This is a genomic window from Sphingobacterium sp. UBA5789 (genome assembly GCF_002418355.1).
Classification (GTDB): domain Bacteria; phylum Bacteroidota; class Bacteroidia; order Sphingobacteriales; family Sphingobacteriaceae; genus Sphingobacterium.
This window is the reverse complement of the sequence record NZ_DIDX01000004.1, coordinates 169,771-187,203: the sequence shown is the minus strand read 5'-3', so window position 1 is coordinate 187,203 and position 17,433 is coordinate 169,771. Positions and strand designations below refer to the sequence as shown.

The 17,433-nt window shown below is 41.4% G+C and carries 12 protein-coding genes; 1 reads left to right on the top strand and 11 read right to left on the bottom strand.

The features are described 5' to 3' along the window. Positions 1-101: 101 nt before the first annotated feature. The 7 genes from B4B65_RS10125 to B4B65_RS10095 all read right to left on the bottom strand — a co-directional run bounded on the left by B4B65_RS10125 (position 102) and on the right by B4B65_RS10095 (position 9,524). Positions 102-1,259, bottom strand: a complete 1,158-nt coding sequence (locus B4B65_RS10125) for a FecR family protein (RefSeq protein WP_293915542.1) — start codon at positions 1,257-1,259, stop codon at positions 102-104. 67 nt (positions 1,260-1,326) lie between these two features. Continuing rightward, complete coding sequence (locus B4B65_RS10120; protein WP_293915541.1) at positions 1,327-1,872, bottom strand: sigma-70 family RNA polymerase sigma factor; 546 nt, start codon at positions 1,870-1,872, stop codon at positions 1,327-1,329. Positions 1,873-2,065: 193 nt separating this feature from the next. Further along, positions 2,066-2,812, bottom strand: a complete 747-nt coding sequence (locus B4B65_RS10115; protein ID WP_293915540.1) for a 6-phosphogluconolactonase — start codon at positions 2,810-2,812, stop codon at positions 2,066-2,068. A gap of 37 nt (positions 2,813-2,849) precedes the next feature. Continuing rightward, positions 2,850-3,596, bottom strand: a complete 747-nt coding sequence (locus B4B65_RS10110) for a glycoside hydrolase family 16 protein (RefSeq protein ID WP_293915539.1) — start codon at positions 3,594-3,596, stop codon at positions 2,850-2,852. Position 3,597: 1 nt separating this feature from the next. Continuing rightward, entirely contained in the window at positions 3,598-5,040 is a 1,443-nt protein-coding gene (locus tag B4B65_RS10105) for a DUF7594 domain-containing protein (protein WP_293915538.1), read from the bottom strand. A gap of 4 nt (positions 5,041-5,044) precedes the next feature. After that, positions 5,045-6,418, bottom strand: coding sequence for a RagB/SusD family nutrient uptake outer membrane protein (locus B4B65_RS10100; RefSeq protein ID WP_293915537.1), 1,374 nt, complete (start codon positions 6,416-6,418; stop codon positions 5,045-5,047). Positions 6,419-6,428: 10 nt separating this feature from the next. Further along, the gene (locus B4B65_RS10095; protein ID WP_293915536.1) at positions 6,429-9,524 is read right to left on the bottom strand and encodes a SusC/RagA family TonB-linked outer membrane protein; all 3,096 of its coding nucleotides are present in this window, start codon (positions 9,522-9,524) and stop codon (positions 6,429-6,431) included. A 234-nt stretch (positions 9,525-9,758) separates the two neighbouring features. On the opposite strand from B4B65_RS10095, the gene B4B65_RS10090 reads away from it, so the two are divergent. Next, a complete protein-coding gene (locus B4B65_RS10090; protein ID WP_293915535.1) occupies positions 9,759-10,802 on the top strand; it encodes a LacI family DNA-binding transcriptional regulator in 1,044 nt (347 codons plus the stop codon). Between the two features lie 25 nt (positions 10,803-10,827). Here B4B65_RS10090 and B4B65_RS10085 read toward each other — a convergent pair whose 3' ends face one another. From B4B65_RS10085 to B4B65_RS10070, 4 genes are read right to left on the bottom strand one after another with little or no spacing between them, the layout of a single operon-like run. Next, entirely contained in the window at positions 10,828-12,153 is a 1,326-nt protein-coding gene (locus B4B65_RS10085; protein ID WP_293915534.1) for a sugar MFS transporter, read from the bottom strand. Next, on the bottom strand, positions 12,143-14,716 hold the full coding sequence (locus B4B65_RS10080) for a family 20 glycosylhydrolase (RefSeq protein WP_293915533.1): 2,574 nt from the start codon (positions 14,714-14,716) through the stop codon (positions 12,143-12,145). The genes B4B65_RS10085 and B4B65_RS10080 overlap by 11 nt, the downstream gene beginning before the upstream one ends. Positions 14,717-14,726: 10 nt before the next feature. Then, the gene (locus tag B4B65_RS10075) at positions 14,727-16,265 is read right to left on the bottom strand and encodes a beta-N-acetylhexosaminidase (protein WP_293915532.1); all 1,539 of its coding nucleotides are present in this window, start codon (positions 16,263-16,265) and stop codon (positions 14,727-14,729) included. 42 nt (positions 16,266-16,307) lie between these two features. Beyond that, a complete protein-coding gene (locus tag B4B65_RS10070) occupies positions 16,308-17,366 on the bottom strand; it encodes a substrate-binding domain-containing protein (protein ID WP_293915531.1) in 1,059 nt (352 codons plus the stop codon). Between the last annotated feature and the right edge of the window lie 67 nt (positions 17,367-17,433).

Here is a 17,433-nt window from a genome sequence, read left to right as displayed (position 1 = left end):
ACTATGTAATGAAGCAGGGATATAGGAGTATCTCTGCTTTCTTATTTTTATTGGTTTTTTTTTAGGACCTCCTTGTTTTAAGTCTAGTGTGAGTTTTAGTTTTATTCAATAATCAAAATATTCCCCTCAATTTTGAAATTATGATTAGTTAGATCTTTTAGAACGTTACATACCTCAGCTAGTGAAGATTGCATAGAAATACCTCCAAAGTATCGGGTTTTATTAATTTTCTTTTCATATTTAATTGTAACTCCATACCATCTCATTATTTCTGCTAAAATTTGATTTAAGTCTTTGTTATCAAAATAGAAGTACCCGTTTTTCCAGGCAGTCGCTTCTTCAATATTCTCAATTTTGCTACGTATAAAAGCTTGGTGCTTATATTCTACCTGTTCCCCTGCCTCTAATTGAAGTTCTTTGGTCTTTTCAGAGACTTTTACTTTCCCTTCCACCAGCTTCACACATAAATCTTTAGAATAAGAGTCAACATCAAACTCAGTACCTACTGCCTGAACAGAGACCCCGTTGCTTTCCACGATAAAAGGTCTGTTTGTATCTTTTGCAACAGCAAAATAGGCCTGTCCCTCTAAAATTACACGCCTTTCTGTCTTGCTGAAGTTTGCCAAATATTTCAGCTTTGAATCTGCATTTACCCAAGCTTTAGTTCCATCACTCAATACCACTTCATAAGTCGATCGAATTGGAATAGTAAGCGTATGTAATGGATTGTTTGATTTATCAATTGAAGAATAGCTTAGTGATTTTGAATTTGCGATTAATCCATTCTGCAGGTTTAAACCGGTTTTAATACCATTCAATAAAATAGATTCAGAACCTTCAATCTCTAATATTGCACCAGATGTACCGGGTAGAATATCATTCTTCTGACCATATACTTTATCCTCAACAATATAATCCTTGTTGCTGTGCTTTTGGAACAAAAAGAAACCGATAAGTAGTATTGCTGCGGTTGATATTATCCATGTTATTACTTTAAAGGATATAGTCTGTTTCTTGCTTTTATAGAAGGCTGAATTATTTGTTCGAAACTTCTCTAACTCTTTTTCGACATCGACGCTATGTACTTCATAAGGAACTTCGAGGAAACCGTCTTGAACTACCTTTTCAATGATTGATTTTGCATCAGGATATTTTGTCAATAATTCTTGCAATAAGGCTTCCTGAGCAATTGTCAATTCATTGCCTTTTACTAATTCCGCAGCTAACTCTGCTAAAAGAATTTTGTCCTCTGATATCATAATTATTGGGTGAGTAACTTGAACGGAAGAAAAGGGTGAAAAAAAATAATATAAATTTTAAAAAAAATCATAAACAACTGTAGATCAGCCATAATATTTTTGCAAAAAGAAGAAATAGAAATTCCATTAAGAACTTTGATTTTAAATATTTTAAAGCTCTTTGCCTTTGAGTTTTAATGGTATTAATACTTACATTTAATTCTGCAGCTGCTTCCTCATAACTTTTTTCTTCCAGAAAGATTAATTCACAGATACGTTTGCATTTTTTTGGAAGGTTGGATAACTCTTTGTGTAATTCACCAAATATCTCTGCCTTTATTAATCCTTCCAAATGATCTGAATAATCTAATTTTTCATAAATTAAATTCTCATTTTGCACACGTTGACCTATACACCTTCTGCGAACATGATTTAAACAAATATATTTTACTGAGCTGTAAAGGAAACTTTTGATTGTAACTTCGGATTTATTGAGGATATCCTGATTTTGTGATAAAACGATAAATGCCTCCTGCACCATATCTTCTGCAACATCTTCAGACCCAATAATGGAACGTGCATACGAACATAGTCGAATAAAATAATTCTTGAATATTTTATCAAATTGTTCCATACCTTACGATGAGAAAAATAATAAAGACCGGTTGATTAGTTTAGTTTATAATGCCCCTAATTTAGGATACATTTTTGATTTTTAAAAATCCCCAAATAACAACAAGCCCCTGATCCGAAAAACGGACAGGGGCTTATTTACTTACTTTTCAAAAGGCTCCGTTTAAACCGGAAACAACCTTCACACAAACATTTTATGCTGCAGGATATGCCTTCCGGTCAAAGAAAAAATGACAATCTTTATGCTTTCTCAAAATAGTAGAAGGCCATTCTGTATTAATCGGAGAGTTCAGTGTATGTTTTACAGCTTCTCTTTTATGCTCTCCCACCACTACACAGAACAATTGATCTGCTTTCATAATGGTCGGGATTGTTAAAGTAAGTGCATACTTAGGAACATCTGCAATACTGGCGAAACACTCATCAACGACCTGTTGCATACGACAGACCTCATCCAGCTCAACCTGTTTGATAATATGACTATCTTCAAAATCAGCTACAGGTGGATCATTAAAGGCAATATGTCCATTCTGACCTATACCAAGACACACTACATCTATAGGTGCCAGGCTGATCAGTGCGGATATCCTTGCGATCTCCTCTCCTGCCGGCTGATCCGGATTTATGAAATATTTCCTCTTCGGATGAATATGTCTGAATAATCTGTTTTCCAGATAATTTGAAAAAAGCTGGGGAGCACCGGTTTCCAGTTCCAGGTACTCGTCCATATTAAACGCTACAATTTTTGACCATTCAATTTTTGTTGATTTAGCAAGGTAATCGAGCATAAAATCCTGTGAAGGGGCAGCAGCAAAGATTACCCGGATCTCATCCTTCTTTGTTTGCAATTCCACAAGTGCGGCTTCTATAGCCTGTCCTGCCCGTTCACCTATCTCCTGTGCAGTATCGGCAACATCAATATTCAATTTCTCTAAAAGCATATAATCACTATTTAATAAAAAATTACGTTCCTCCTAACTATTGTTTTACAAAACGAACACTATCAATCACAATTTCCTGTTCTTTAAGATCAGAAGGCATTTGTCCGCGGAACAACCACAGATTTAGTTTCAACTTCTCGTTCTTTTCTTTCGGAATCTGTTTTCCGGTATAGGTCCATTCATGAATCGGTTGGGATAAGCCCTTGCTATCCGTATAGCTGCTGGCAAAAGCAATATGCTTCTCCTGCCAGTCAAAGAAATGTACCGTTTGTCCCAGATCCGGGACAATATCAAACCGCACTTTATTTCCAGCTATTGTAGACGGTTGCGATACAAACTGTGTATTTACATTATCCGCAACAGACCATTTCGAAAACTCGATATCGATCTCTTCTTCATCATTCAGGTATGTAAAAAGTCCCGCTACAACATTCTTATCCAGCTGGTTGACATCCGAGCCAATATAAAATATGTACTTACCATATCCCATAGACTTTTTAGCTGTCACACCGGCACAATACCAATTTCCTCCCTCCTGTCTTATCTTGAGGTGTAAGCGATTTGTCCCATCTACCCAGACATTTTTATCTGAATCTGAAAACCGGTTCGGTCCGGGACCTTCCGTTTTGTTATTTGTAGTACGAACAATCCAATCCATACCTGAAAAACTAATCACCCGGTCCGTAGGCACAACAGGTTTGTCCACCTCTACAGATGACCCTCCGCAATTGACCAGAAATACGACAAATGCGAGGGCGCTGAATTTTAAGCTATACCATTTCATATTACTTCGCTATAATATTGATTTTGATATCTTCCAGCACAGCACCAGCCTTATCACGGGCAGTCAGCATCAGCGTCTTCGTTCCTAAAGTCTCTCCGTTATGGATAAACACGATATTTTTAAGATCTAAGTCTAACTGTGTAAAACGGCTACCTTTTTTCAATACCTCTGCACCTTTAATAAACCATCCGAAAGCAGGCAGTTCATCTATAGTATAGATAATATCACCTGCCGATGCGCCATCTACTTTAAGATTATCATTAGAAAGCACGTACATTCCACCATTGCTGACCTCAAAATCCTGTTGCTTTTCCAGCACCAGTTCCGAATCTCCGGTCGCCAACGTAGCAATCAACATCGGTTTGGCCAATGTAGGATGTTCTTTAGATGCAATTTCATCCGTTTCATCAGAACCTGCCTGACCATCCAGCATAAACGATTTTAATCCGGTAGGTTTACGTTCTTTGTAATAATCCGTAAGGTCAAATTTGAATGTGCTGATTTTACTTGTCTTGATAGATGCAATACGTGGTGATGTAGGGAACACAGCATTGGTGAAATTCAGCGAAGCCTCTACCCACGAAGTACTAGGTGTCTCAAACAAATTGAGGTCTACCCCTTTTGCAGCTGTAAAAGATACGGCAAGATGCAATTGAAGATCCGTTACAACTCCTTGTTTTTTGAAATCTGCGAAGTCAAACATCAGAAAAGCTTTACGGTCATAGTCTCCGTTATTGCTTACATTCTTGATTTTCAATAACGTATTAGTACCAAAGTTTTTGGTTGATTCAATTCCGCCGTTGACATAGCTATCGTGCTTTGGAAAAATAGTATCCTGCAACAAATTCGGATTGACAGCATTGGCATCACCCGTAGGTGCAGAATAGAAAACAACAAAATTTACAACATGAATAACACCGTTATCAGGAACCAGATTAGACGTCCGGATCTGCCATTGCCTGTTTGTACCTTCATTGATCAGTCCCACATATGTACTGGTATGTGACAAGTACATAATCTGGCCGTTTTCTGTAGTATAAGCTATCGGTCTGTTGCTTGGTGCTAAAGCCGGATCATTAAAATTAACTACACTCTTGACAATGTGGTAACGCAGTATATTTTTTAATATAGGAAGCGGAATAGCGTCTATGGTAGCATATCCATTTTCTTTCAGATAGGCTGTAAATGCCTGATTATTCGGAACAATAAACGTTGCCGGAGTCGCCCCTTCATAGAAGGATGCAAACTGAGTCCGTTCTACAGCTTCTGCAAACATGGAAAGAGATTCATTCCCTTTTATATAGGCCAATGCAGACATATTCAGTTTACTGTTATCGGGAGCATGCTCGTAGTCAAAGTTTTCCTGGATTTCACAACTGAAGAGCAAAACCAATATACTCATCCCCAACAGGGAATGCGTAATTATATGTTTTATCTTTTTCATATGATTACTTATAAAATTCATTTTGGTTAAGGTTAGGGTTTCTGAGAACAGCACTCTCATGAATAGGCCACACGAGATTACGCTCATCCGTAAGACCATTTATAGGTTTCATTGTGGAGATTGCTTTACCTGTACGTACCAGATCAAACCAACGGTGTCCTTCAAAACACAATTCGATCGAGCGTTCATGCAAAACAGCATTCACCAGACTACCGTACAGATTGTTTGCAGAAGCCTCATCCATGACCGAAAGTCCGGCACGGCGACGAATACGATTCAAGAGTTCCAGTGCTTCCGTTGGCTGCTGCAATTGGGCGTGCGCCTCAGCTTTCAACAGTATAATATCTGCCAATCTTGTCAGTACGATATTATTGGAAGAAGGGTCTGCACTCTCATCATTAAAACCCTGACCGAAGAATTTCCAGATTTTGCGGGGTTGTACTTCCGTCACATCATAGATACGCGCTTTACGTAAGTCTCCGGGTTCTATAGATGCAATAAAACGGGTACTTGGCACATAATCACTATCTGAACCGATAGCGTACAATATCCGCAGACTGTTTGTTTGTGTCTCGTTGTATCCAACCTCGAAAATACTTTCCGTACTGCTACCTTTTACGAAGATATCATTCCAGTCACTCATAGCTACCAGACTATATTGCGGGTCTCCCAGTATACTCTGTGCTGCAGCAATTGCTTTGTCGTATTTCTTTTGCCACATGTAGAGCTGTGTCAGATAAGCATAGGCAGCACCTTTGGTTATCAGCACACGGTTACGTGCTCCGGTATAACTGCTTGCGCAGTTTTCAGTAGCAAAGATCAGGTCCTCCTCCACTTTTGCCAATACCTCTGCGGCCGTATTTTGTTTTACAAACAAATCCTGCTCCACACTTTCATAAGGCTCCGTGACAAGAGGAACATCACCCCAGATGCGCACCAGATAGAAGTAAGCGATTGCACGCAGTGCATGCGACTGTCCCAGTAATTGTTTTTTAAGTTCACTCTCTCCTTCACCAAATACCTGTGGGGTATATTTGATGGCATAATTTGCACGTGATATCAACGTGTAGAAATTATCCCATCTTGCCGAATTGATGATTGGAGTAAGAACATTCTGTTGCAACGCAAAGGGATCACCCGAGTGACGGGTAGTCACATTGTCTGCACGGCCTTCACCCCAATAGGCGAAATTCAACCGAAACAGGGATTGCATACTGTTATATATACCGTTGACACCAGCTTGTGCATCACTCGGTTTCTTATAATAACCTTGTCCCGAAAAATTACTGATCGGATCCTTATCCAGAAGTGAATCTGAACAGGCCGTAGTCATCAGCAATACGAAACCGGCAAATATATATTTAAAAGATCTTTTCATGGCTAATTAATTAAAGTCCAAAGATTAAACCGAACATATAGGTACGACTCTGTGGATACGAACCTTCATCCAAACCGACACGAAGTCCTGAATAAGAATTTACATCGGGATCAAATCCGGTATACTTCGTCCAGGTGATCAGGTTAGTGGCTGTCACAAAGGCATCCAGCTTACGCATTCCGATCCTTTTTATCCAATCCGATTTGAAGGAATACCTCAGGTTAACATTTTTCAGTTTGATGTATGAACCATCCTCTACCCAGCGGCTCTGTACTCTGCTGTCCGATTGTTTGGGATCATCACGAATCAGGCGCGGAAAGTCTGTGACATCTCCCTGTTGGCGCCATCTGTTCAGGGCATCTGTAGATAAGTTGTTGTACCGTACAATAGAATTACGCTGATGATTCAGTTCACTGTAAATCTCATTGCCTACAGAATATTGGAAAAACACATTCAGGTGGAAATTTTTGTAACTGAAATCATTGGAAATACCTCCAAAATATTTAGGCTCGGCATAACCTATAATTTCTCTGTCATCCTGATTGATGATATTATCATTGTTTACGTCTTTCCAGATCGGATCTCCTCCAACGAATACCAGACCATTAGCTCCATTGGTAACTCCGTTGACGTTATCTTCGTCACGGGAATAAACGCCCTGAAAACGCCATCCATAAAATACACCTATCGGCAATCCTTCCTGCAGAATATGGAAATTACCATTCTGTATATAACCGTTGGTTAGCAGGTTTTTAGGTAAGGATGTTATTTTATTACGGTTAAGACTGACGTTAATATTGGTATTCCAGGTGAAAGCACCTTCCAGATTGCGTGTCTGTAAACTGAATTCAAGACCGCGGTTTTCGATAGAACCAATATTCTGTGTTATATATTCAAAACCTGTAGTGCTTGGAATAGGCACATTGTATAACAAGTCTTTCGTTTTCTTCAGATAAGCATCTGTAGAGAACATAATCCTGTTATTGACAAAGCCTAACTCTAAACCTAAGTTATATTGCTTAGTGGTCTCCCAGGTAAGACTTGCATTAGGCATTACGGTTGGTGACGCACCAGAGAATTCCAGATAATTGGTACCTAAAGTAAATTCGCCTCGTGAAGTGTAATCACCTATGGCCTCATTTCCGGTACTACCCAGACTGAAGCGAAGCTTACCATCACTTAACCATCCCAGATCTTTCACAGCCTGTTCTTCCACAAAACGCCATCCTGCCGACGCGGAAGGGAAGTAACCGAATCGCTTGTCACGTCCAAAACGGGATGAACCGTCCGCACGTAAGTTAAATTCTAACAGATATTTACCTTTGTAATCGTAAGTCGCTCTACCAAAATAGGAAAGCATAGCATGCTCTGAAGCTACGTTAACACCCTGATTCGAAATCACGGAAGCAGCATTCAACGTACGGATATCATCACTTGGGAAATACATTCCGTCTAATCCGGTACGGTCATAACGCCATTTCTGAAAACTCATACCCAGTACAGCTCCAAAATTGTGTTTGTTGTCAATATTCTTGGTATAGGTAAAATAACTTTCATTACCCCATGTAAGATTGCCGGAAGAACGCACACCACCTGTATTGTACCCCTCGCGGTAATCCAGGATAGAAGGCATAAATTCATCTTCCTTCATAGCAATGTAATCTAAATTCACATTACTTCTGAACTTAAGGTCTTTATAGATATCGATTTCCAGATATTGACTACCGATAATACGGTTACTCTTGTTGAGGTTGGTGGCATAGAGTGCCATCCCTACCGGATTACGCTGACCGATCATGTAGCCGTTCAGAGATCCGTCCGGCAGATACATAGACATATTAGGCGGGCGCACCAGCAAGCTCCGGATAATACTCAGATTGCCCGATCCTGCTGCATTAGTACGGTTATTTACCGCATTCGTATACGATACACTCTGTCCGATACGGATACGATCAGAAATATTGAAATCTACATTTAGACGGGAAGTGAATCTTTTGTAATTGGAATTGAGTATGACTCCGTCCTGATCCAGATACGAGGAACTCCAGGCATATTTGGTTCCCTGGTTACCACCCCGTACAGAAAGATCTATTTTATATTGCTTGGCACTTCGCATCAGCTCATCCTGCCAGTCTACATCTCCGTTGTTCATCGGATTTAGGGAATCAATAAGTGTATAATAAGGATCTTCCGGAACTGTCATTGCGTTGTACGAATCCAGAACAGCTTCGCGGTATTGTCTTGCATTCAATACGCTTAGCTTACGCGTCAGCGAACTCACCCCGGTGGTTGCATTCAGCAATACCTCTGGTTTACCCTCCGCTCCACGTTTAGTGGTAATCATAACCACACCATTCGCAGCTCTTGAACCATAGATCGCTGTTGATGCTGCATCTTTCAGAATTTCCATAGAGGCGATATCACTTGGATTGATATCTGCAAGTGGATTCAAACCAGAATTTTCGGTACCGTTCAGAGAAGAGATAGAATTTGACTCTATCGGAATACCATCCACGACAAAAAGCGGATTATTTCCGGAGTTCAGTGAGGAGTTACCACGTACACGAATAGTCATCTCTCCTCCCGGTGCTCCTGAATTGGAGGATACCTGTACACCCGCTGCCCGTCCCTGCAGAATAGATAAAGGATCCTGTAATGTGGTTTTCTCAATTTCGCTTGCCCCTACAGACACTACAGAACCGGTCAGATTCCGTCTTTTCTGCCGGCCGTATCCTACGACAACCGTCTCTTCCATAAGTGTGGAAAGACTGTTCAAAGAGATGTTGTACACATTACGGGAATCGACCTTTATGGTCTGACTGGTATACCCTAAAAATGAAAAAACCAGAGACTGCCCTTCACGGACATCTTTTAAGGTGAAATTACCGGAATTGTCGGTACTGATACCGGAGTTTTGCCCCATGAGCAAGACGCTCACTCCCGGAAGAGGCTCTTGGGTAGCTGCATCAATAACTTTTCCTGAAACCTGTTTTTGCTGTGCAAGTGTTACGCCCGGAACGGACAACACCAAACCCAAAAACCAAATCATCAGAAAAAAGGCACGATTGCTCCCTTTTGTTTTTTGATGGTTAGTAATAAATATCATAATTCAGACTTTAGTTTATAGCATCTGTTATTTAGTTTAAGCAAGGTAGATAAAAAACAAATTCAATGCAAATGTTTGCATAAAAAAACTTGCAATATTTTAATAAATACATTTAAAACTAAATAAACACATAATTATCAATGCAAATGTTTGCATAAAATTACACACATCACACAGTTTGAAATACGCAAAATTTGAACTAACTTCGGCAAAGCAAGTATAAAGGAAGTCAATATGAAGAAATCAGACGCGTCGCGCATTACTATAAAAGATATCGCAAAGGAGTTGAATCTCTCCACCGCTACCATTTCCCGCGTCTTGTCCAATCACCATGCTATCAGCGAAAGCACAAAAAAACTGGTCAATGACAAGGTGAAAGAAATGGGCTTTGCACTGGATCCTATCGCTTCCAGCTTCAGAAGTAAGAAAACAAAATCTATTGGAGTGATTTGTCCGCGAATTGACATTGACTTCCATTCCAAGGTGATCAGCGGAATCGAGGACTACGCCTACAATCAGGGATACCAGATCACTATTTTCCAGTCGCAGGACTCTTATAAAAAGGAAAAGGAAATAGTAAAGATGCTGGAAACCTCCCTTGCTGCCGGTATTATTATTTGTCCTGCTTTAGAAACGAACAGGTACGATCACCTCAAAAAAATCGACAAATCCAATATACCACTGGTATTATACGACCGGAATACAGATAGTCTCAAAGCAAGTAAAGTAGTGATTAACGACTTTGAAGCTTCCTATACTGCAACTCAACACCTTATACAGCAAGGCTGCAAAACAATAGCTCATATTTCGGGTAATCAGAATGTGGACATCTTTAAATCCAGAATGGAAGGTTTTAAACAGGCACTGACAGATCATCAGCTACCTGTACACCAGGAATTGATCAAAGAGACCCGAAATCTCAGCTATGATGAAGGAAAAATTCAGGCTGAAGCTTTACTGGATGAAAAGATAATGCCGGATGGCATTGTCTGTGCCAATGACTATACCGCTGTCGCAACAATGAAGGCATTCCGCAATAAAGGTTACAAAATACCGGAAGAGGTTGCTATCGTAGGGTTTAGTAATTACCCTATTTCCGCCATTATGGAGCCGCAGATATCGACCATAGATGACAGTGCATACGATATGGGGCGTGTTGCAGCCAAAATACTGATTCAACAAATAGAGGACAAAGATATGCAGGCACTGGACTATCAGGAAGTCGTGATAAAAACAAAGCTTATTATCCGGGATTCCTCTGACAAGGGGATAAAATAAGCTTTGTTTTAGTAAATAGTTCGCTTTAACGTTTCCAGCTTTTCAAACGAAATCCGTAAAAACTATAGAATATTAAATAAGCATAACACGGCAACAATACAACATAAGCTTCCTTGAGACCTATTTTATCTGCAAAAAAACCGTAAAACATAGGCATAATGGCATTGCCACAAAGTGCCATTACCAGCAGAGAAGCTCCTATCTTAAGGAATCGACCTAATCCTGATAAAGCCAGTGGCCAGATTCCCGCCCATATCATAGAATTGGCGAATCCGAGCAATACCAGAAACCACACGGAAATATCTGTCTGATATCCCAAAAAAGAAATCTCTCCGGAAAACAGCATAATCGCTATGGATAACAGCAGACCCAGTGTCGTACATATACGTAAGGCTGTGAGCTGACTCAGTACTTTGGGCACCATTATAATACCCAGAATATAACCAACTATTGTGGCCGTAAGCGTGTAAGACGGGAATGTCTTGGCTTGCGCAAAGGACAATCCCGAATGCTGTCCGTACGCAATAATACTATCCACAGCAATCACCTGAGAGCCTACATGAAAGAAAATAGCAATACTTCCTAGCAGCAGGTGCGGGAACTGCAATATGCTTGTTTTCCGGGACTTGGCCAGCCCTTCCCCCTCCTTTTCTTCTTCATCCGTATGAATTTCGGGTAAGGGAGAGAATTTAACCAACAAACCCAGTAACACCAGAATAACAGACACGACAGCATAAGGCACCACTACTCTGGCCAGCAAAGTTTCAATAGCTACGGTCTTTTGGTCGGGAGACAATGTAGACAAACTGTCTAACATACTCTGATCTTCCGGACGCAACACAATAGCGGCAAACAACAAAGGCGCTATTATACCGGCCAGTTTATTACTGATCCCCATAATACTAAACCGCTGTGCAGCGCGCTCTTTATCCCCCAGGATGGTAACATAAGGGTTGGCTGCCGTCTGCAAAACAGAAAGTCCGATACCCAGCGTAAAGAGGCCTGTCAAAAACAACGGATACAGCTGCATTTTCCCTGCCGGAACAAAAAAAGCTGCTCCTATAGCCATGACAAAAAATCCAATCATCATTCCCCGTTTAAATCCTACATAGCGCAGAAGATATCCCGAAGGAACAGACATCAGCAGATAAGCAATATAAAAAGCAAACGCGACCAGATACGACTCAAAGTGATTCAGTGTAAATGCGCCTTTAAAATAAGGGATCAGTATCGCATTGATCCAGGTTACGAATCCAAAAACAAAAAACAACAATACAATGATACCAATGGAAACGGCCTGATCCCGTTTAGAGAGCGTAGCGACAGCTACGGATTCATGTTTATTTTTCATGACTCCCCCCTGCTAAATCCGGAGATACAGGCAATCCGCCACGCCCCTGTTCATCAAAAGCTCTGAATACCATTCCTTTTACATAAGGTACAGGCTTGCTGTATATTGGATCTATGTTTTCAGGAACTGCTCCGTTTTCAGTATAACGGACTACAAATCCCGGAAGTTCCATATTGACATGTATTTTATTTTCCAGCTGTCTCACTCCGGGTGTAGGAATACGGTATTCTACGCCCAGATGCTGCAATCGTTTTAATTCCTGCTGGCCGACGATAGAAAAAAAATGCTTTACTTGTTTTTCATACTGAGCTTTTGAGGCTGCACTTTCACCATCTTGCTCCCACACGCCAGGCTTTGCCCAGGCTCTCTCACTAAATGCAAGCAATCTGGGGAACAACATACGTTCCATTTCCTTTTCGGATTTGATGGTTTCGGACCACAGCAGCGCCTGCAATCCTACGATATTGCGTTCTCCTTCCGGTGTCAGTTTTTCTGCGCCCGCCAACACGCGCTCAGGTAAGGGTCTCCCCAGCCAGTCCTGTTTCTGATTACTCAAATAGTGAAACGGCACAAAGCTGTATGGTTTTTCCAGATCGATAAAACCTCCCCAATAAAAACCTTGCTCATCAAACTGTTTATGGTAAGCCATATCGAAATAAAAATTGCTCACAAAGGATAGCTTCACCTTGTATCCTGCATTTGCCAGACGATAGGCCAAGTCTTCATTTCCACCGAGATTGTTCCATACATTGAGATGGATCCCTTTATCCTTAAATCCTTTATAAGGAATCCATTTTTTCTTTCCATCCTGAGTGATCTTTTGCATTCCGACCTCTTCCCAGCCCGAAAGAAGCAGCCCTTTCTTCTTCAGCATAGTGTACAGCTTATCAAAATGACGAAGCCACAGATCTTCTGTACTTTTTATTGCAGGATCTGTCTGTTTTAATTTAGCAAAAGCAGGTGATCCCTCCCAGACGCCATTCGGCACCTCATCTCCTCCAAAATGAATAGTTTCCAGTTCCGCACCAGCCTTTTTATACATAGCGATAACATCGTCCGTCACCTGCTCGAGGAAAGTGTACACCGACGGCATAGAAACGTCCATGACATTATCATTCCACTTCTGTACCGAGCGGAATACGGATGAATCTCCTGATGACTGCAACAGGAAAGCTTCCGCAGTGGCTTTGTCTCCGCTTTTCAACAATTTACGATAGCGGCTGTTCATTGCCTGAATAGCAGCACGTGCGTGTCCCGGAGTTTCAATTTCAGGGATCACTTTAATATGCCTGCGTTTGGCATATTGTAAGATCTCCATAAAATCTGCCTGACTGTAATATCCGCTTCCACGTCCCTTGTCAGCAAATGGACCGGATCCATACGAAGGCGGCAGATTATTGTATTCCTTTCCTTCTTCCCAATGTGCCCTGTGTGCACCCGTTTCAGTCAGTTCGGGAATAGACGGGATTTCCAGTCGCCAGCCTTCATCGTCATTCAGGTGAAAATGAAAGGTATTCAGTTTATAGAGCGCCATTATATCCAGCATCTTAAGAATCTGCTCTTTAGGCTGAAAATTGCGGGCAACATCCAGCATCAAACTCCGGCTGCCAAACCGCGGCTCATCCGTAATGGTAACTAAAGGCAATACGATTTTGGAACTTACCCCTTTGTTGTAATTCGCCGGATCAATTAACAGCTTTAAAGACTGTATACCGTAAAAGAGTCCTGCTTTTGCAGAAGCTTTTACGGTGATTCCCCTGGACGTGACCTCCAGTTTATAAGCCTCATATCCCAATCCGTCTTCTTTCAGCAACCGGATATCTTTTACCCCGGAAGATGTACGGACAGCGGTTTGCGCAGTAATACCGAAGTAGCTTTTCAACGTCCCGGACAGTAGATCGGCTTCTTCCTGAAAACCTTTGTCATAAGAAATATGAAGTTTCCTCTTAAGTGTATAGGTTCCGGAATGCCGCTCCATAGATACAGGCGATGGTAAGATCTGTCCGCGCTGTAATACTTCATTCTGCTGATAACGCAGATTTTTTTCATACAACATATCTGCATTCATTTCCTTATCACCTGCAACCCTGAAAAACGCTTTCTCATCTGTTGGCGGCATATAATTCACCGGGCCCAGCGGTTCCAGTTTAGCATTGTCCCATCGAAGATAAAATCCCTGCGGAGCATCATTATAATTTACAACCCATGATTTGGAAACCATTGTATAGGTGACCTTCTCCCCCGGCTGCAATTCTTTTCCTCTGGCATTAGGAAGGAAATAAAAGTAGTCACCGTTTATATGAACAGCATCTAAGGGTTGTGAAGAATCGACGGGTTCCAGCAACCGGATAAAATTAAAATACAAACGCCAGCCCTTCCACGGAAAGGGTTTGTTACCTGTATTTTGAATGGTTAATGTCGATAGTGCCTGCTCCTTGCCATCATAATTGTTCATGAGTGGCTGCCAGCTCACAGACAACGGATAGTTATTTTCCGTTTGTCCTTTGACAGTATGCACCGTCAGCATCAGGAAACAGGCTATAAAGAATAATTTCGTTTTCATAATTCTTGTTTTAATTCTTACCCAATCTGTTTAATCGTGCTTCCAGCAATCTGATTTTACTGTTACGCAGTTCATTTTCCTGCTGTATCTCTGTTGTGTACATAAAATCAGCATTTAGTTTTTTAAATGATTTATCAAGCTTTTCGTCCCGAAGCAATTTTAATTCAGCTTTCAGATGCGCTATAGTGTTGGGGTCAAAATTTGGATTATTCAGCGCCATTTCAATATCCATGTACCGCAGGTAACGTTGTCTGATCTGTGCCATCAGGATATAATGTGCAAATTCATTCTTGTTCTTTTTAGGCGAAAGCGATTGCAACTCCTTTAAGACCCAATCCGCACTGTCCTTCATTTGTGTGATGGAAACTGCCTGCGAACTGATAACGCCCTGATTTATTTCATAAGGGTTTGCACGAAGCGCATTCCAGAATCTATCGGTTTCATGCTCTCCGAATCCATACTGATTAGTTCCGTATTGCTGTATAAACGCTTTGATATCGAGCGGTTGCTGTGTGCGTAAAGCTGAGAAATAAGCTTCAATCAGCATATTAAATCCGAATAAAGGATACACGCGGCGTATAGGATACAAGTCAACCAGATCTTTGGGACTCTCCCATGTACTGCCGTAAAGTCCTGAAGTAGACCAGGAAGTCATGATCATGCCTTTGTAACCAAACTGCCTTGCCAATGGAATGAAATCATGTATATTTTTAAAATGCTTTTCCCACTGTGTCAGAAAATAATTGTCCGGATGACTGCGCAATGAAGGTGCTCCCCAGATTTCGTAACCCGAATGCAACAGATTACTATGCTTGCCAAACATATCTACATCCCAGCCATAGTTCCAATCTATGAAAACAGTTTCCTTAGGAATGCCTTGCAGTGCATCCGGATATTTCATGGCTATATCCGCCCATACTACAGGTTTCTTCCCCAGCTCTACGACCAGCTGACAGAGGAGCTTAATATAATCTCCGTACAACCGTCCCTTTCCAACCGCAGCAACCTTAGCCTGCGATTCTTTAGAATGTCCCAGCAGATACGTTTCATCTCCTCCGATATGGATATATTCGGATTTATGTGTGCTGATCAGATCTTTGTACAGATCCGTAAAAAGGGCTTTTGCTTCCTTTTCTTTCAGTGGATTGATCTGCGAATAGTCTTTCTGATCTTCACGCAAATCTTTGTAGCGGTAATGGCGCAGGATATACTCTACATGTCCGAAACTTTGCTGTAAAGGAATCACATCTATTCCCATATTCTCGCAATAATCTACAAATTCACGTACTTCTTCCCGGGTATAGGCAAACTGATTGGGAATCAACGGGTGATTTTCAAAGGGATAGGTAGCTTCCCATTCCATGATCAGGGTATTGACACCTCCGTCGTGTAGCTGTCTGGCAATTTTTTTCAGTGCCGGCATTTTCATAACCTGTACCCGCAGGTCCAGGTGAAAACCACGAACGGCAAAATCGGGATCAATCTTATCTGCAAAAGAGAACAGCTGACTCATGATTAAGAGGGTGAAAATTAATAAGTACTTTTTCATAGTAATACGTTTATTCGTTTATAGCATTGGTGCTGGCTGATTTTAATTTTCGTAATAGCGGTAATTTTCTTTACTGATGACGTCAATAGGCATATAGTTTATTTTTTGCGGTTCCTGCTGGGCTTCCAGTAATTGAAACAGAGACATCACTGATTTATAACCCTGCGCTATAGGTTTGTGACACAGCAAAAAGTCTATAATACCTTTTTCCAGATAAGCGATATTGTCCGGCAGATAATCAAAGCCGATCAGACATATTCCTGCTATCTGCTGCTCTTCAATAAAACGAGCTACGGATGCCACTCTTGAGTTGGTCACAAAGAGTACTTTTACGGTCGTGTCTTTTAATTGCTGTGTCAGTGCCTGCTCTATTGCGCTGTATGCGGTATCCCGGATAACCAGCTTATGCAATTTCTGCTTCATGCCGTTATTCTGCATATACTGCAACAGCCCTTCTTCCTTACGTAAAAGGTGATGCTGCATTTCCATTTCCTTGGAAATATGAACCAGCAATATTTCATCCGCAGGATTGCTGATATAATTTATGAGCTGAGCGGTCATACATCCACTCTGAAAAAGATCCGGGCCAAAGTAAGCAGCACTATCAGACCCCGGAATATCGGAGTTGATGAATACGTACGGGATCTTGTTTTCATCACAATGTTGCAGCAGTGGCTGCGCTTCCTGATGGAACATGGGCGCCAATACGAGGGCGTCAAAGTCTTCCTCCAGCAGTTGTGCAGCCAGGGGAATAAAGCTGTGTCTGTCATTCTGATCAAACAGCAATACATCCAGTGTAAAACTGTACCGCAAAATCTCGCTGCCTGCCGTGCGGACTCCCTCAAGCGGAGCTTTCCAATAAGCAGATTCGGGAGAGGCAGAGGGAATAAGGACAACGATACGACGGGCTTTGCGGCTGGCAAGGGCACGTGCGATCATATTGGGCTGATAGTCATGCTCCTGCAAAACGGCCAGCACCCGCTCTTTGGTTTTAGCGGCAACTCCCGGACGGTCATGCAGTACCCGGTCAATGGTACCGATAGAAACATTAGCCAGTTTCGCCAGTTCCTTAATACCTACCAGACTATTATCTTTTTTCATTTGTTTATAATTTGTTTTTATCATCAGTCTTTCAGAGACAGTTGATTATTCAACGTACGCAGACAGT